This window comes from Clostridium autoethanogenum DSM 10061 (assembly GCF_001484725.1).
Taxonomy (GTDB): Bacteria; Bacillota; Clostridia; order Clostridiales; family Clostridiaceae; genus Clostridium_B; species Clostridium_B ljungdahlii.
Map to the genome: position 1 here is coordinate 2,008,695 of NZ_CP012395.1, position 18,568 is coordinate 2,027,262.

The window sequence follows — 18,568 nt, forward strand, 5'->3', positions numbered from 1 at the left end:
TGGTTATGCAAATATTTTTTATATAAATCTTTATAATTTCTACACAACTATTCTGTATATTATAGCTATTAAATGTATTTATAATGTGAGGACTATACCAATGTACTCAGCTTATAGAATAAAAATAATAATATACTGGTGAGGTAAATTTATGAGTATAAAAAATATAAGACTAAAAGTATATAATATGACTTGTACATCTTGTGAAAAAACTATAGAAAGAACATTAAAAAAGTTAGTAGGGGTTTTTAATGCCAAGGCTAACTACAGTGGTCAATTTATAGACATAGAATATGATTCTAAACTTTGCAATCTAAAGGATATAAAGGATTGTATAAATAGTACTGGATATAGCACTGAGAATTCCTATAATCTTGGATTTGCTGGAATACTTATGGTAGCAGTTTCCATTATTCTTATAGGTAATTCTACTGGTGGTTTCGATATGAATAATATGCTTAAAGGAGCAACCTATTTTGTACTTTTTGTAGTTGGAGTGCTCACCTCTATACACTGTGTGGGAATGTGCGGTGGAATAATGCTTTCTCAAAGCTTAACTAATGAAAGCACCAATAAATTTCAGGCAATTAAACCTGCAATACTTTATAATATAGGGAGAGTAATATCATATACAATTCTAGGTGGAATTATTGGTACCTTGGGCTCCGTACTTTCACTATCTATAAAAACTCAAGCTGCTCTTCAACTGTTTGCTGGTTTATTTATGATCATCATGGGATTTAATATGGCTGGTTTTTCTTTATTTAGAAAGCTGCAAATAAAACTACCTTGGTCCTTTTGTTCAGTAAAGAATAAGCCTAAAACTCCATTTATGGTAGGTATCTTAAATGGTTTAATGCCATGCGGGCCTCTTCAAACTATGCAGCTATATGCTCTTGGTACAGGCAGCTCTTTTAAAGGTGCTCTTTCTATGTTCATCTTTGCCTTAGGTACAGTGCCTTTAATGTTAACTTTCGGTGCAGTTTCTGGCCTATTAAGTAAAGGATACACAAAAAAGATTTTAAAATTTAGTGGAGTCCTTGTAATTGTCCTAGGGTTAATTATGGGTAATAGAGGACTATCTTTAGCTGGAATAAATGTTGTTTCGTCTATAGGTTCTCTTTTACCTGGAACTAACCAATCCCTTGCTGCTTCTGCGGCAAATAGCACTAAAGCTGTTTTAAAGGATGGAGTTCAGGTAGTAAATATGACTGCAGATGGAAATGGGTATACGCCTAATGTACTGTATGTAAAAAAAGGCATTCCTGTTAAGTGGATAATAGATGGGAAACAAATAACTTCTTGTAACAATGCAATTGTAGTAGCATCGCTAAATATAAAGAAGCAGTTGGATAATGGTGAAAATATAATAGAGTTTACACCAAATGACAAAGACATAAACTTTAGCTGCTGGATGGGAATGATAAATGGGGTAATTCGAGTAGTAGATAATCTAGATTCTGTTGATACATCTAAGCCCACCGATCCTTCCGCTCCTCCTGTTGGTACTCCTAATTGCTGTAGTGGTGGTGCAGTAGCACCTAGTGCTAATTCGTCAACTAAATAACAAACTCAAAACATATATGAAAGTTATCTAAATAGTATTCAAGAGTAATTTTGTAGATGCTCTAATTACCATAATAAAAAAAGTGATTGAATAAAAGTAATCTACACATTTTTACTTTATCAATCACTTTTAGTTTAATAATTACTTCTCTATTGTAATCTTTGCCTTTTCTAGTTTAACAACATTTCCTATTGTATCTCCTACTGGGCATCTTTTTTCAATGAGTTCAATAAACTTCCTAATTTTTTCTTCTGAAGCATCACTCTTTATATGCATATTATATCTTACACTCTGGTATCCCGGTCTCACATCCGATAATCCCATAAATCCATCTGGATCCAATTCTCCTTCTAACTCTATCCAAAAATCCTCAAGATTTATTTTCATTTTTTCAGCAAAAGATGATGCAAGAATTGTTTGACATCCACCTAAAGCACAAAGAACTAATTCAACCGGATTCATTCCAGTATTACTTCCACCTAAGCTTTCTGGTTCGTCAATATCTACATTAAACCCCCTTGCTTCTGCTGTAACTGCAAGACCTTTCTTTCGTCTTGTTGTTGCCTTAAATGTTGTTATCGCCATAATACCACTCCTTTATAAATTTAGTTAGCATTACAACTTCAGTATATCCCAATCAATTAATACTAAACATTATTTCTAAATCGTATAGTAAATATGGATCCTTTGCCTACTTCACTTTGAGCTTCAATAGAAGCTGAATGTAGAGTTAAAATATCCTTTACTATGGTTAATCCGATTCCGCTTCCTTCAATTTTATTTCTGCTTTTATCTCCCCTATACAGCCTTTCAAATATAAAAGGTAAATCTTCTTTGCTAATTCCAATTCCATTGTCTCTTATACTAACAACAATACTTTCTTTATCTCTAGTTAAATTAACCCAAACTTTTCCTCCATAATCTGAAAATTTTACTGCGTTAGATAAAAGATTAATAAATACCTGTTTTAATTTGTCTGCATCACCTACTATACTATAGTCCTTATCCGGTCTTATATTATACACTAACTCTATACTTTTCTCTTTTAATGCAATTGAAAAGCCATCACATACTGCAGATAACAATTCATCTAATAAGATCTTCTCTTTATTAACAGAAATTGTCTCTGATTCAAATTCTTTTAGGGTATTTAGGTTATTTAAAAGCTTTCCAAACCTGATAACTTCATCATTTAAACCTATTAACTGTTCTGTATTTACCGGAAAAATTCCGTCAATCATGGCTTCTAAGTTATTTTGAAGAACATTAAGTGGAGTTCTTATTTCATGTGATATATCAGAAACTAGCCTTTTTCTTAATAAATCTTGATGATTAAGTTTTTCTCCTAACGTATTTATACTGCTTTTAAGCTTTTCAATCTCTAATATGTCTGTATCTACATTAGTTTTAGAATTATAATCTCCATTAGATAGCTTTACTGATACATTTGATACTTCTCTAATTGGTACTGAAAACTGCTTTGAAATATACAGGCTGATAATTATTACAATAAGAAGACTTAAAAAAATACTAGCAATAATTCCTTTGTTAATGGATAATTTAAAATTTACATCATCAGCGGATAATAATACTGAAGAATATTGACCTATCTGTACATATCCAACAACATCACCATTATATTTAATTGGGAAACTATTTGTAGTAAAAACTCCACTTTTACCATCTAAGGATTTAAAATGTTCTTTTTCTTTAATATCATTTGGATCCATCATCCAAACCAACTTTTTATTTGAATCTAAAAGAGTTATGCAGTAATTGCTCATATATGCCTCATGCTTCATTTCACTTCCTGAAGCTGCTGTCCATTTTTTATCTCTTTTATAAACCTCTTGGAAATACTGTACTATTCTATCATTTCTTTTATTCTGGTTGTTCACCATATATTCACTAAATTTATTATTTATTGTGATATTTACAAAGATAGCAGTTAATACTACAGCTAATATAGAACAAGCTAAAATTATAATGCTTAGCTTTCGCCTAATACTATACATCAATTGTCACCACCAAACTTATATCCTAGTCTAGTAACTGTCAAAATATACTTAGGACTTTTACTGTCTTCTTCTATTTTTTTCCTTATGTTTTTTATATGAACATCTACAGTCCTGTCAAACCCCTCAAAATCCATACCAAAAACCCTATCTATTAATTGTTCTCTAGTAAGAACTTTTCCTTTATTTATTGCAAGAACATATAAAATATCAAATTCATTAGGAGTAAGGGATATTTCTTGTCCTTTAACTTTTATAATTCTACTATCTTTATAAATTTGGATATTTCCATTATCTAAAGATAAAACTGAAATGTTATTTGCCCCTAACCTTCTGAATAAAGAATTAACTCTGGCAACCAGTTCTCTTGGACTAAAAGGTTTAACTAAATACTCATCTGCACCTGTATTAAGCCCCTCTATTCTGTCTTCTAATGCAGATTTAGCAGTAACCATAAATATATGCACATCAGACTTATCTCTTATAATTTTACATATTTCCTCTCCTTGAATATCCGGCAGCATTAGATCAAGTATTATTAAGCTAAATTCAATTGAATCAAAGAGTTCTAAAGCTTTTAGTCCAGTTGTTGATGTATATACTTCATAACCTTCCTTTTCTAAATATGCCTTTTGAATATTAGATACCTTTTCCTCATCTTCTACTATCAAAACTTTATTCATGTTACTCACCTCAATTTTGTATTGTAAAAAACTAATTCTATTATTAATTCTCATAATAGCTGAATTTTATAAAGATTATATGTAGATTGTAGAATTATATAAAATCTATAGTAATCTCTTATTTAGCTGCACTCCAAAATTGCCCCTAGGAATCTTTATAAAATCTTCACATCGTTAATTTATAGTATGTATAAAGCAAAAATTTAAATCGACTGCTTTTTAAAAGTACTATAAAATTAATAGTTACAAATATATTTAGGGGGATACGTGATGAAACAAAAATTTAAAATATGGTTAATGGCTGCAAGGCCTTTTTCATTAACTGCTTCTATAATTCCAGTTACAATAGGTGCTATATTTGCTGCAAAGGAATCAAAATTTCAGTTTATATACTACCTGATTTCCTTATTAGCTGCTGTACTTTTGCAAGCCTCATCAAATATGATTAATGACTATGATGATTTTATTAACAAAGTTGATACCAAGGAATCTGGATCTTCTAGTGGTATTATTTTTGAAAATTTATTGACTTCTGAAGAACTCCTTAAAGGAGGACGCTTAGTTTTAGCTTTAGGATGTATACTCGGACTATTTTTAGCTTTTCAAAAAGGGGGTTTTATTCTAATTCTAGGTACTATAGGAGCTTTAAGTGGTTATTTTTATACCGGAAAGCCACTTATTCTAAAATACAGAGGCTTAGGTGCCCCTTTAATATTTATGATCTTTGGGCCCCTAATGACACTCGGTGGATACTTTGTTCAAGTTCAGAGAATTAATATAAACGTACTTCTGTTATCTATACCAATTGGGCTTTTAACTACAGCTATTTTACACGCAAATGATATTAGGGATATTTATCATGATAAAAAAGCTGGAATAAAAACTCTATCTATAATGACTGGAAAAACTAATGCCTGCTATATTTATTATGGCTTAGTTTATTTATCCTATATTTCTGTTTTAGCTATGACTTATTACAGAGTTACCCCTATTTGGAGTTTACTTTGTCTAATTACATTGCCAACAGCATTGAAAAATATCAATAAATTGCGTATTTCTAATAGATCTAATTCTAAACTCGCTACCCTTGATCAGGAAACAGCAAAACTACAGGGACAATTTGGAGTTATCCTTATTATTTCAATACTATTTTCTTATATAAGATAAACGGAGGTATTACTCTTGAACAATAAAAACTATAAATATTTAACTTTTACATTGTTTGCAGCAGCAATCTTATGGTATCTAATGTTTGTTATAAAGCCCTTTAACTTTTGGATAGAAATGAGTGGATCGATATTACTATTAATATTAATGGCATTCTTTGGTGATAGAGATATATTCCACTTTGGGAAAATAGAACCGAGGCATATTTTAATTGGAATACTCTCAGCAATAGCCTTGTACGGAATATTTTATGTAGGAAATATTATATCAGGATACTTATTCCCATTTAAGGATACTCAAATTTCATCAGTTTATAGTAATAAATCAAATGCTAACTTAGCACTAATAGGATTGCTACTATTTTTTATAATTGGTCCAGGTGAAGAACTATACTGGAGAGGCTTTATACAAAATACTTTAGGTAAAGAATTTGGAGAAAACAAAGGATATTTATTTTCAGTTTTATTATATGCAGCTGTGCATATTGTTACAGGCAACTTTATGCTAATTATAGCAGCTTTGGTATGTGGATTATTCTGGGGATGGCTTTATAAAAAAGAGAAGAGTTTGATACCAGTAATTATCTCCCACGCTATTTGGGATTTAACAATATTCGTTTTGCTTCCACTAATGTAATTTTTTTAGCTATATATAGGACAATATCCCAATAATCAATTTTTATAGTTTTTTAATTTCTTCACAACTTCTTTATATGTAGGCTATATAATTCAAATAAAATAAAAATTATTTTATAAATTTAGAAAAAGTAATTTGGAGGTATATATTATGAATTGTCATGAAGATAACAAAGAAAAACAAGGAACTCATAAACATATTAAAAAGTTCTCTTCTTAAAAAATAATTGTAGAATATAATAAATTTAATTAAGAAAGAAGGTATACTGGACATGGTGAACAATTCCTTAGAAGTACAAAACATTTTCTCATCTATCGCAAAAAAGTATGATAGATTGAATTCAATTCTAACCTTTAATATAGATAAACTCTGGAGAAAAAAAGCTATAAAAGTGTGTGATCTAAAAGTGGATAGCAAAGTTTTAGATTTATGCTGTGGTACAGGACAGATGATTAATTATGCTTGCAGGGAAGTAGGGAAAAATACTGAAGTTATAGGACTTGATTTCAATCAAGAAATGATTGATGTTGGATATAAAAGACTTAACCAAAACATAAAGGCTTATAATTTTAAATTAATAAAAGGTAACGTTTTAGAATTACCTTTTGAAGATAACAGTTTTCACTGTGTAACAATCGCCTTTGGTCTTAGAAATATTAAGGATAAAAATAGAGCTCTATCAGAAATGTATAGAGTCTTGAAGCCTGGAGGAAAATTAGTTTGCCTTGAGCTATCCTGTCCAGAACTTTCTATTCTTAAAGAGCTTCATTCAGCATATTTGACTTTTGTTCTACCTACTATTGGTTACATAGGTACAAAAGACAAAGGAGCATATACCTATCTTATGGATTCTGTAAAAAACTTTATTTCTAAAAAGAAATTAAAGCTTTTATTTGATACTGCTGGTTTTATAAGTACTGGATATACATCTTTAACTGGTGGAATTGCTTCAGTTCATTACGGAGTCAAAAAATAGATTCTATAGAAATATTACATTAAATTGATTTGTAGTTAGATTAAAAACCCGAATTTAGTTATAACATTCATGACTAAATTCGGGTTTTAACTTATTTAATAGTTTTTTTAATTTTAAAGTATATCTTCATATTTTCTTCACAGCAAATTTCTATAATAACAATTGTAAATAAGATATAAAAAAATTAATTATCCATTAACTTACTTAATTAAAATATACAGGAGGTGAAAGAATGAACTTCGATGGAATTTCAATTCCAATAATAAAAGAACTTAATCAACTTGAGTTAGAGTTAAAAAATATTGCATCAAAATTAGATTCTACTGTTACACAAGATATTTTTACCTACTTTTTTTCAATTCCAGGTAAAAGACTAAGACCTACATTAACATTTTTATCTGCAGGTGCTATTAGTAGCGAGCTTACTTCATCTGCAAAACACAACTTAATTCAGTTGTCAATAAGCTTAGAGCTTATTCACAGCGCTAGTCTAATTCATGATGATATCATAGATGGTGACTTACTAAGACGTGGTCAGAAAACCTTAAATAAGACCTTTGGAAATAAAATAGCAGTACTTGCCGGTGATGCTTTGTACTCAAGGGCCTTTACTATTTTCTCAGATACTCTGCCAAGAGAATTTGCGCAGGTAATGGGCAGAGTTACTGAATCAATGTCTGTAGCTGAAATATTAAATGCTAACAATCCCTCTCCCGATCGTGAAACCTATTTTAAAATCATCTTAGGAAAAACAGCATCTTTCATGAGCGCTTGTTGTAGGCTTGGTGGCAGCATAGCTTATGCCCCTTACGAAGAGTCTAATATGCTTTCTAAATACGGTGAAAACCTTGGTATGGCATATCAAATACTGGATGATTATATCGATGAGGATCCCGTTGCAATGAAAAATGTAACTATTGAAGAGGGATTTGAATTTGCATATAATGCCAAAGCTTCTATTGAAAATTTAAAAGACTCAGCATACAAACAAAGCTTAATAATGTTAGTAGACTATGTTTTAGATTTTTATAGTCCTAAGGTAGAGAATACATTATAGTGACTATTCTACTTATGGCTGCTGGAGCAAATGCCTATATATTTGGCCTTGATAGATTTATTTTACCTAAGTTAGTCAAGCTTTTTAATAAAAATTCTAATATAAAAACGGTGACATAATTTTGTTAATGTTAGCAGCCCTAAAAGACAAAAACATTAAACTAATTGTAAAGGAAGGTATTTAAAATGAAAAACAAACTAATTAAAAAACTATCAATTATTTCAGCTCTAGTTCTAACTTTATCTACATCGGTATTAGCTGATGGCAGCGGAAAAATGATAGAAAAAAACATTGATGGAGTTAAAGCAACTCTTATGCTAACAGGAGATAAAGCTAAAACCGGTGATAATGAGTTAACATTAAAACTATCTGATGATAAAGATAGGCCAATAAATAACGCTGATGTAAAAGTATCTGCAGAAATGGATAAAGGCAGTATGGGTGATATGAATATGGGTGACTCTAAAGCTGAAACTATCCAATTCCAAAAAGGCCATGAAGATGGTGAATATGTTGGAACTGTAAAACTTAGTGATAAAGGTACATGGAAAGTTAAAACAAGCTTTATGACAAATGCTGGAGAGAAGATGGCTGATTTTGATGTTGATGTAGCAAGTTCTGGACCTAACTTACTTGTCGTTGGAGGCTTTTTAGTAGTAGCTGCCTTAATTATAATAACTGCCGGGATATCAAAGAAAAGTAAGAAGGCCGTAAAATCATAGAAAGTGAGGTAATATTTTGTGTCAGAAAAAAAGAAAACTAAAATTGATGAAGAAAAAGCATACTCATCAGATGATAAAAACCTTTTAGACAACAAAAAATTTGCAAGCTTTATGAAGAGTAAATGGTATCCTGGTGTTTTTCAATGGCCAGTAGCAATAGTATTTGCATTTATAGTTTATCAACTTTTATTCAGTTCTACAAGTGCCCATGATAACTTTGGTACCGCTGCAACTTGGGTATTATGGTGGCCTCTACTTCCAATTATAATATTATTGTTAGGTAGATTTTGGTGTACAATCTGCCCTTTTGGGACACTTAATGATCTAGTTCAAAAATTTGTTGGTAATAATCATCCTGTACCTAAATTTCTAAAAAAATATGGAATTTGGATTATCGATGCAATATTCATCTTAATTACGTGGAGCGACCATATTTTCGGTGTTGTTGAATCACCAAGGGGCTCCGGTAACCTTCTATTACTAATTACTCTAGGTGTAATTGCTTCCGGTGCTATATTTGAACGTAGAACTTGGTGTAGATACGTTTGTTTTTTAGGAGGATTGTCTGCTAACTATACTAGAGCAGGTATGATGGAACTTAGAGCTACTCCTGAAAAATGTGCTAAATGTAATGTTGCCGCTTGTTACAAAGGAAGTAATAAAGCAGCAGGATGTCCTATGTTTGAATTTCCGAGAATTATGGATACTAACGCAGAATGTAATTTCTGCGGAAACTGTGTGAAAAGTTGTCCAAATAACTCTATTAAAATATCAAGGCGTGTACCTACTAGAGAATTATGGTTTATCCGTAAACCTAAACTTGAAGAGTCCTTTCTTGCTATTGTAATTATGGGTATAGTATTTGTGCAGAACATCACTATGCTTAATATATGGGAACCTATATTAAATTGGCTTGAAAAAGCTGCTGGTACAGATAGCTACTATGTAACCTTCACTATAACCTTTGCTATAGCAATGCTAATTCCTATAGTAATGTTAGCAACAACAGGGCTAATTGCTAAAAAGTTTAATGGAGATTCTGTCAAACAAAACTTTGCTAAGTTCGGATATGCTATTATACCACTAGATATGGCTGCCCATATAGCTCATAACCTTTTCCATCTACTAGCAGAAGGGAAATCAATTCTCTATGCTTTTGTGGGGTTATTTGGAATTGAAATGCAAGGTTCAACAGCAATATTGGATACTCCAACAATACAAACTCTTCAATATATCCTAATTGTTCTTGGAACTATAGGTTCAATATACACTGCATATAGACTTGCTAAAAATAATTATGGTGGTAAGAGTAGTAAGTCCCTAGGAACTTCAATAGTATATGGCATTTTAATACTGATATTAGGTATTATAAACATAATACTATTCATGCTTCCAATGGCAATGCGTATGTAACTTAGATGCTGTCAGAAAACATTTTTCTGATAGCATTTTCTTCATAAAATCTACATATTAATTTTGTAAAATATGATTAAGTTATTACCTTAATAAGAGTTAAATTTTATAAGGTCACAGAACCTTTTAGCCATTTTTCACACTTTTAAAAAACAAAAGAAACCATACATTCTATAAAATGAGAATGTACAGTCTCAATATTTTTGTAATTTACATACCATACTTCTCCTAATATAGTATTGCCTTTTATATTATTTTAATTTAACTTTTTTTCAAACGATACGACTTTTTTTAAAGTTTCACAATGTGAGTTATAATTAATATTGTCATAAAATACTGGTTAAAATATATGTTTTTATATTTTGAAGCTGTCACAATTTATAAGTATCTTTGCCACAATCCTATTAATTATAAGATAAAATGCCCTATTCTGTATTTAGCAATTTCACAATATACAATTAATCAATCCTTACAGGCTTATAATTATAAGGATATCAGTATAAATACTTATGTGAATAAATAAAAATGGCAAATCAATGCCCTTAAAAATACTAAAAAAGTTATTGCGTTTAATAAGAAGATTCCAACTTAACTTTGCCTCAAATCGGGTACATATCACCATGTCAACAATCATAAAATTGTTGATATTATTTGAAGCCCATATGATTTACAATAAAATGTGACATAAATGAGCTTAGAAGTGAAGTTAGATTAATTATATTTAAGATGAAATAATCCTACTAATACTTAATGGGGCGTAATTTCACTTTTTACAAAGTTACTATTTGTGCTAAATTTACTTACAGGCAGATTTAACTTATATATTAGTGATAAAATTCTTATAATAAATATAATTGCACAACAAATATATAAAGATATTATCTCTGGAAAATATCTATGGATATAATAGAAACATAAAGCCCCTGTTATTGACGCCATGGCATAAATTTCTTTTTTAAAAATGAATGGAACATTTTTAGCAAAAACATCCCTTAACATCCCTCCCCCAACTCCTGTTATCAGCCCCATAGCAATTACTATAAAAGCACTATTTGCACCATGTACAATTGCAGTATTACAACCAACCAATGTAAAAATTCCAAGCCCTAAGGCATCTGATATTATTATTATGTTTTTAAACTTGTTTATTTTTTCATAAAATAAAAACACTATAAGTGCAGTTACAATACTTATTATACAAGATGTGGGATCTACAAAGGCATCTGGAGGCGTTCGTCCTATTATTATATCTCTAAATATTCCACCTCCTACAGCTGTTGTAATAGCCAAAAAAATAATACCGAATAAATCAAGCTTTTTTTCAATTCCAGTTAAAGCACCTGAAATAGCAAAGGCAATAGTGCCTATTATTTCAAAAGAATTTATTAAAAACATCTGCACACCTCTTTTATTGTCTTATTTGTAAAAATTATATTTTAGGAATTAAAAGTTAAAAAAATCTATACAAAATTGGACACTAAAATCCAATCTTGTATGGCATAAAAGGAATATAACTTATATAAAGTCTGATGATCATATATGATGTCACCAAACTTTATATAAGTTATATTTTTAATCTTAAATAAAACAGCTAATATCTTTTTGAATTTATCCCCCTTCTATCAAGAGGGCCTATAGAGTAATTATTAATTAGACTTGATTATAGAAGCAAAATGCAATAATTCAAGCCATATGCTAACAAACAAAATCTCTTAACAATTATTTAAAAGCACCTTAAATTTAGGTGGCTATTCGAAAAACTTATTTTGAGATAACTGTCATATAAGAATCCGCATATACTAAAACGAATTATTTGTTACAGGCTTACTACATCTTAAATTATTATATCCGGATCCGGATCACTTTTTAAACGTTCTGAAACGTCTACATATTTTTCATCAGAATAAATTTTTAGCATTTTAAAATTTGTTATTGCATAGCCTATTATAATTATAGGTGTAATGTACAAAAGTATAAGGTATGGAATGAATGCTCCCGCAGAAACTCCCAGAACTGATGCAGCAAAGACCGTATTAGAATTCCATGGAAAAAATAATGCTCCATATGTTCCTCCAGCCTCTACATCTCTGCAACAACATAATACTTGAAGATTATATCTTTTATATATCGGAGCCATTAAAGTTCCTGTCATTACAATTGCGAAGTTCTGACTTAAAGCAATGGCGTTTCCAAGGAATCCCAATAAAAGGGTAATAAATGTTAGTCCTACAGTAGTATGTACTCGTTTTACCATTGCCTCGGCAATCGTTTCCAGTACCTTCATATGTTGTAGCATCCCAGCAACCGCAAAGCCAAACAAGGTGATTCCTGCCAACGACCACATGCTGTCAATTCCTCCGCGATTTAAGAGAGTTTGCATAACTTTACTTTGAGTTTCCAAACTATATCCGCTATAAAATATATTAAATGCTCTTGCAACTGGAACCCCTTGATAAAAAATAGAAACAAAGATTGCTGAAACTGAACCTGACAATATTGCTATTAAAGCAGGTTGCTTTTTCGCCAACAAAATACCTGTTATAACCAACGGAGTAAGTGTAATAATTCCAAGATGAAAATTTGATTGCAGCCCTGTCACAATCTCTCTTGTTGTACCTGGATCTATACTTCCCCCATACCTGAAACCAATTACTAGAAAGAAAATGACTGTAATCAGATAAGCTGGCACTTGATCGTTCAATGCAAATTTAATATATTTAAAAATATTTATTCCTGTAGTTGTAGATGCAAGAATTGTGGTATCCGCCATTGGAGATAATCTATTCCCAAAATAAGCTCCGCAAATAACTGCACCAGCAGTGATTGCAGGTGGAACATTAAGACCAGAACCAATACCCATCATTGCAACTCCAACTGTTCCCATTGTTCCATAGGCAGACCCAGTAAACATGGAGAGAGCTGAGGACAATAGCAATGTCGTAACAAGGAAAACTTTTGGATTAATTATTTTAATACCATAATAGATAACTGCGGGAGTTGTACCAGCCGCAATCCAAGTTCCTATAAGCGATCCAGCTGCCAGCAAGATAAAAATGGCAGGAATAGCTTTTTGTATAAAATTGAAAGAAGACTTAGTAAGTTCATTACTGTCATATCCAAAGAATACTCCAATTGGTATTAGGAATAACCAACAAATAAAAAACATGGATCCCATGTCACCTTGAAACACGGCCTTTTGTACAGCAATTGCTCCAGCCACTAATACGAATATTAAAACTGCCACACCAACGGACATTTCGCGTTTTTTATTCTGATTTTTTTTTCCTTCCATAAAGTTGACACCCACCTTTTATTTAATTATAAATACTACATAATATCATTTTAAAGAGTTATATCATACTTTTTCTGCAAAAGTTTGCTGAACTCTTCCATGTTTGCTTCACACTCAGGTACTTCACCCACATATTTAGAAGTATTTGCCGTATCTTTTACTCCGCTTGCTGTTATCAGCATCACAACTTTATCCCCACTCTTTATTTGTCCAGATGCAAGTAACTTCTTTACACCAACCAAAGTTGTCGCAGATGCAGATTCACAGTAAAGTCCTTCCTTTTGGGCAAGCTCTAACTGAGCTGAAGAAATTTGTTCATTGTTATCCATAACAGCTGTTAATCCATTGTAATTGCGCACGGTATAAAGAGAATGATAAGTTCCATAAACAGTTGACATAGATGATGCAATACTTCCCCATCCTTTAATAGGTTTAATGATTTTAGAGTTTTCTTTAATCGCATTATGGATTGGTCCATAATCTTCTACAGCAACCATCTGTGGCATTTTTTGAATAAATCCCATGTTCATTAATTCTTCAAAACCTTTATTTATACCAAATAATGCATCTCCATAACAAATAGGTACTACAATTTTATCTGGTAGTTCTTCCATATCAAGAAAGAGTTCATAAGCAATAATTTTGTAACCTTCAATAGCCCAAGGATTACTACCTACGATTGGAACTGTATAATTAGTTGCAGGATACCATCCAAACTTATCAACACATTCTTTTAAGATGTTCCATCGATCTGAAGTAGTTTTTACTCCAACCACACAAGCTCCATATGCCTGCATAAAAGTATCCAACGTCTTATTAACACCTTTTACAGTTAAAATAATGCATGGCAAGCCTGCTTTTGCTGCATAAGCTGAGCCAGATGCTCCGTTATTGCCAGTAGATGCATAAATTACCCCCGGAGCCTTCTTTTCTAGTGCTTTATTAATAAGAATTACATTTAGTCTATCCTTGTGTCCCCAAGTTGGATTTCTCGTTTCATCTTTCGCATATAACTTTATATTCAATTCGTTGCTGATTGAATTTAAATATGTAAGAGGTGTATTCCCTTCATTTAAAGAAACTAAATTTGTACCGGCCTTAAATGGTAGAACAGGAATATATTTTTCGATTCCTTTACCAGAAAAAATATTATTAAATTCCTGCTTTGTTCCATTAGTTTTAGGGAGATCATAAATAGGTGTTATATTAGAAACAAAAGAGTCAGTTTTACAGAATGGGCATCCCTCAAATATTGATTCATCTTCAAAAATGTGCCCGCAATTTAAGCACTTTGATTTTCCTGTATACATAAAAATTCCTCCTAAGTATAATAATGATATAGCCACTAAGGACTATTCTTTTCTTAATAAATTTCTAAAATAAATAACGGAAGAAGGATTTCTTCCTTTAATCAGATGTTATTTGTATAATTTAATATGTCTGACGGTTCATGATAGACTCCATACTTTTCATAAAGTATAATCTTCAAGGTGAACTTCGAATGGTATTTTCCTAATATTCGAAAAGCTTTTCAAAAATTGCTGAAAAAGTCATTCACTCCATGGCCTTAATCAGTATTAGTAAAAGTAACGATGGTTCTACCAAAAATTCTATACTTCGAGACTACTATCTTTTAAAATGTAAGAGCAAGCCTAAAATGGTGGCTCCTAGAGCTGTTATCCATAAAGTTTGCTATATTGTATTTGCCATTCTCTGTGATGAAAAAGCATTTGAAATCATCACCCCAGAAGAACACCAAAGGAATTATCGCAAAGCGAAATATGGCTTCGCTGCTTAGTATAATTCCATAAAAATAACTTTTTTGATAGTTAGTCAAAAGGCTTATTAAAGTTACCCTTTTTTAGGCTCATAAAAACAACAATTATTTTTTATTGACATTTGTTAGTTGGACTTGATATTTTCTATACCTACTTTCTAGCAATTGCCTCTATCTCTATACGTGCTCCCTTCGGAAGTGCTGCTACTTGAACACAAGATCGTGCTGGCGATACATTTTCAAAAAATGTAGCGTATTCTTCATTCACTTCTGCAAAATCATTTAAATCTGCTACAAAAATAGTGGTTTTTACGATTTTATTTATATCACTTTGGGCTTCTTTTAAAATAGCTGAAATATTGTCCATGCATTGTCTTGTCATATCCCTAATATTACCTTCTAATAAATTCCCCGTTGTTGGATTAATTGGAAGTTGTCCAGATACGAAAATTAAATCTCCATGGATGATCCCCTGTGAATAAGGTCCAATTGCTGCTGGTGCGTTCTTTGTTATGATATTATTCATGATATTCCTCCTCTTTATTTAACTATTGTTTAGTTTATGATATATCACTCACTAAAAAAATAGAGCAATATCCATGCCAATAGATATTGCTCTATTTTTTATGTATTTTGCAAAGTATTTTCTAAAAAAGCCCTTCGAAGGTCTCAATTTAAGAACTTTAAATCTTAACTTGAGAATTAGTTCGCATTTTGAGATTTTATATTATATTCTTTAAGTTTTCTATATAATGTGGCTCTACTGATACCTAATGCTTTTGCAGCATCAGTCTTTCCTTCTTTTGTATGTCCATATTTGGCTAATGCTTTCTTTATTTCTCTCTTTTCCAAATCTTTAATAGTCATGACTTCTTCATTTTCCAGTACATGTTCATTTAATTTATTTACCTCAGTAGCTTTTTTTGAATTTTTTATATTTTCATTACCATTGACTTGTATTTTCCCTTTGACATCATTAAAAGATATTATTTCATTTGAACTAATGCAGCACAAATATTCAATAGTGTTTTCAAGTTCTCTAACGTTGCCCTTCCATTCATAATTGATTAACGCTGTCATTGCTTCATCTTCTATCTTCTTTTCAGTAATTTGCAGTTTATCACAGTACTTAGCAATAAAGTGATTAACCAAAAGAGGTATGTCATCTTTTCTTTCTCTTAAAGGTGGAATAGTTATTTCAAAAACATTTAGTCTGTAATATAAATCTTCCCTAAACTCCTTATTCTCTATCATCTTTTTTAGATTTTTATTTGTTGCTGAAATTACTCTTGCTTTTATTGGGATTGCTCTTATTCCTCCTATTCTTTCTACTACCTGTTCTTGCAAAACTCTTAGCAGCTTAGCTTGAAGATGAAGAGGCATATCCCCTATTTCATCAAGAAAAATCGTTCCTCCATTTGCAAGTTCAAATTTCCCTGGTTTTCCTGACTGCTTAGCGCCTGTGAAAGCACCTTCCTCATATCCGAATAATTCCGATTCAAGTAATGCTTCAGGAATTGCAGCACAATTTATAGCTATAAATTGTGATCTATTTTCCCCAATATTGTAATGTATAGCTCTAGCAAATAGCTCTTTTCCAGTACCGCTTTCTCCTAATATTAATACATTTGAGTCAAAACCAGCTATTTTCTTTCCAAGATTGACAGATTCGCAAAATGCTTGAGATTGACCTATCATATCATCAAATTTAAATATTCTCTGTTCATGGATTCTTCTATAGATTGCAGTTTCAATATTTTTAGGCTCCATCAAAAGAATAATTTTGCCATTAACCGCATTATTAGCCTCTATTTGGCTTATTGAGCACAATAGGATTTCTTTCCTATTCTTAAGTTTAATTTCGTTTAACTTTGTGGTCTTTTGCTTTTCATTTGTGTATTTCATATCAAATTTTTCAAAAACATCTTTAACATTTTGTCCTATCAGAGTTTTTTTTGACACTTTTACTAATTTAAATATAGAATCACTGCAGTTCACAATATTACCATCAACGTCTGTAATTAATATACCATCATTAATAGATGAGAAGATTGCATTTAATTGACTATTATTAAGTTCTAATCTTCTTACAATCTCATATTCCTTAATCTTAGAAGCCAATAATTCGGCTATATTTCTAACAAACTTAATTAAAGACTCTCTCTTACTAATAAAAGTTTCTAACTGCTTCTCTGTAATAAAAGTTAGCCCTATACCACCCAACAAATTTTTTTCATCCATTATCGGTACGCCAATATTCACTTTTTCTTTACATATATTCTTCTCAGGGCATTCAGCGCATACTTCACTTTTGGAGGTCTCTTGTACAAATTCTTTTCCTGTTCTAATCATTTCAGATAAATGATAGTATGATGGTATTTTTGTTCTAGCTCTACTTTTGTATTTACCAGCGGCCGCAATTCTAATTAATTCTCTGTTTACAATAACAGTATCAACTTCCAAAGCATTAGATATTGCTTCTGCGCACTGTTGGGCAAATTCATAAAAATCATTCACCAAACTATTTCACCTCAATCAAAATTCAATTTTCGATGTTTGTAAAAACGCATACTCTTACAAATATAGGATCTTTGTTACAAGAACAAATTATTTCTCACAGCTTATGTTAGCATTTAATTGTAAAAAAATACTTAAGCACTCCACTAAAAAAGGATTTACATCTCTATGATATCATACAAACAGCTTTCATTTACAAATATTTTGTCAATAACTATGGAGACTTATTCGCATGTTACCAATAAATTAAAACAGGATAGTGTGGATAGATTTAAAGTAATCATTTCTTCTACAAAATAAACTTCCGCCGTAAATACTCCTTATAAATTTAGCACAAATTATCGTCATCATTTACTACATTGTTGACACTTTTCTATCAGGCTATTTAGTATATTTTCATTTGCTTTTGGATATTATCTTTCCAAAGTGACTCTAAAATTGTCATTTTAATAAAACCTGTTTGTGAATAATAATTTACCTTTGCGAATTAACTTATGAGTAGATTATATCATTTTATACAATATCTTGTATCTATTGATTTTCAAAAAATTCATGATTTCACCATATAAAATAAGAACTTGATATACTTAATTCTTGAGTATATCAAGTTCTATATTTAAATATTCTCTATACTAACTATAAATAATACTTAATTTAAAATTTTTAAATATCATCAACACTATTATTGTTAAACATTTAGCACTATTTTAGTTTCCAACTTTATTTATAGTTCCCGATATTATTTA

The 18,568-nt window shown here is 31.0% G+C and carries 14 protein-coding genes and 1 pseudogene; 7 read left to right on the forward strand and 8 right to left on the reverse strand.

What is annotated here, in order from left to right; genetic code table 11:
• Nucleotides 1–151: 151 nt before the first annotated feature.
• Nucleotides 152–1,525 (forward strand): annotated as a pseudogene (locus CLAU_RS09005) (urease accessory protein UreH domain-containing protein); the annotation flags it as partial.
• A 183-nt stretch (nucleotides 1,526–1,708) separates the two neighbouring features.
• On the opposite strand, the gene CLAU_RS09010 reads toward CLAU_RS09005, so the two are convergent.
• From CLAU_RS09010 to CLAU_RS09020, 3 genes are all read right to left on the reverse strand, one after another.
• Nucleotides 1,709–2,152: an OsmC family protein gene (locus CLAU_RS09010; RefSeq protein ID WP_013240614.1), complete on the reverse strand. Its 444-nt coding sequence runs from the start codon at nucleotides 2,150–2,152 to the stop codon at nucleotides 1,709–1,711.
• Nucleotides 2,153–2,214: 62 nt separating this feature from the next.
• Complete coding sequence (locus tag CLAU_RS09015; RefSeq protein WP_013240615.1) at nucleotides 2,215–3,582, reverse strand: sensor histidine kinase; 1,368 nt, start codon at nucleotides 3,580–3,582, stop codon at nucleotides 2,215–2,217.
• Nucleotides 3,582–4,265: a response regulator transcription factor gene (locus CLAU_RS09020; RefSeq protein ID WP_013240616.1), complete on the reverse strand. Its 684-nt coding sequence runs from the start codon at nucleotides 4,263–4,265 to the stop codon at nucleotides 3,582–3,584. Before CLAU_RS09020 ends, CLAU_RS09015 begins: the two co-directional genes overlap by 1 nt.
• A 270-nt stretch (nucleotides 4,266–4,535) precedes the next feature.
• Here CLAU_RS09020 and menA point away from each other — a divergent pair, with 270 nt between their 5' ends.
• From menA to CLAU_RS09050, 6 genes are all read left to right on the forward strand, one after another.
• The gene (gene menA / locus CLAU_RS09025) at nucleotides 4,536–5,432 is read left to right on the forward strand and encodes a 1,4-dihydroxy-2-naphthoate octaprenyltransferase (protein ID WP_013240617.1); all 897 of its coding nucleotides are present in this window, start codon (nucleotides 4,536–4,538) and stop codon (nucleotides 5,430–5,432) included.
• 15 nt (nucleotides 5,433–5,447) lie between these two features.
• A complete protein-coding gene (locus CLAU_RS09030; protein WP_013240618.1) occupies nucleotides 5,448–6,068 on the forward strand; it encodes a CPBP family intramembrane glutamic endopeptidase in 621 nt (206 codons plus the stop codon).
• 271 nt (nucleotides 6,069–6,339) lie between these two features.
• Nucleotides 6,340–7,044, forward strand: coding sequence for a bifunctional demethylmenaquinone methyltransferase/2-methoxy-6-polyprenyl-1,4-benzoquinol methylase UbiE (ubiE, locus tag CLAU_RS09035; protein WP_013240619.1), 705 nt, complete (start codon nucleotides 6,340–6,342; stop codon nucleotides 7,042–7,044).
• A 232-nt stretch (nucleotides 7,045–7,276) separates the two neighbouring features.
• Nucleotides 7,277–8,101 (forward strand): polyprenyl synthetase family protein, encoded by an 825-nt coding sequence (locus CLAU_RS09040; protein WP_013240620.1) that lies wholly within the window; start codon nucleotides 7,277–7,279, stop codon nucleotides 8,099–8,101.
• Nucleotides 8,102–8,286: 185 nt separating this feature from the next.
• Nucleotides 8,287–8,823, forward strand: coding sequence for a FixH family protein (locus CLAU_RS09045; RefSeq protein WP_013240621.1), 537 nt, complete (start codon nucleotides 8,287–8,289; stop codon nucleotides 8,821–8,823).
• Nucleotides 8,824–8,841: 18 nt separating this feature from the next.
• Complete coding sequence (locus tag CLAU_RS09050) at nucleotides 8,842–10,236, forward strand: 4Fe-4S binding protein (RefSeq protein WP_023162480.1); 1,395 nt, start codon at nucleotides 8,842–8,844, stop codon at nucleotides 10,234–10,236.
• A gap of 747 nt (nucleotides 10,237–10,983) precedes the next feature.
• On the opposite strand, the gene CLAU_RS09055 is transcribed toward CLAU_RS09050, so the two are convergent.
• The 5 genes from CLAU_RS09055 to CLAU_RS09075 all read right to left on the reverse strand — a co-directional run bounded on the left by CLAU_RS09055 (nucleotide 10,984) and on the right by CLAU_RS09075 (nucleotide 17,822).
• A complete protein-coding gene (locus CLAU_RS09055; protein WP_013240623.1) occupies nucleotides 10,984–11,631 on the reverse strand; it encodes a trimeric intracellular cation channel family protein in 648 nt (215 codons plus the stop codon).
• A 439-nt stretch (nucleotides 11,632–12,070) separates the two neighbouring features.
• Nucleotides 12,071–13,528, reverse strand: a complete 1,458-nt coding sequence (locus CLAU_RS09060) for a Na+/H+ antiporter NhaC family protein (protein WP_013240624.1) — start codon at nucleotides 13,526–13,528, stop codon at nucleotides 12,071–12,073.
• A 50-nt stretch (nucleotides 13,529–13,578) separates the two neighbouring features.
• Nucleotides 13,579–14,838: a threonine synthase gene (locus CLAU_RS09065; protein WP_013240625.1), complete on the reverse strand. Its 1,260-nt coding sequence runs from the start codon at nucleotides 14,836–14,838 to the stop codon at nucleotides 13,579–13,581.
• A 618-nt stretch (nucleotides 14,839–15,456) separates the two neighbouring features.
• The gene (locus tag CLAU_RS09070) at nucleotides 15,457–15,831 is read right to left on the reverse strand and encodes a RidA family protein (protein WP_013240626.1); all 375 of its coding nucleotides are present in this window, start codon (nucleotides 15,829–15,831) and stop codon (nucleotides 15,457–15,459) included.
• Nucleotides 15,832–16,007: 176 nt separating this feature from the next.
• A complete protein-coding gene (locus tag CLAU_RS09075; RefSeq protein WP_013240630.1) occupies nucleotides 16,008–17,822 on the reverse strand; it encodes a sigma-54 interaction domain-containing protein in 1,815 nt (604 codons plus the stop codon).
• Between the last annotated feature and the right edge of the window lie 746 nt (nucleotides 17,823–18,568).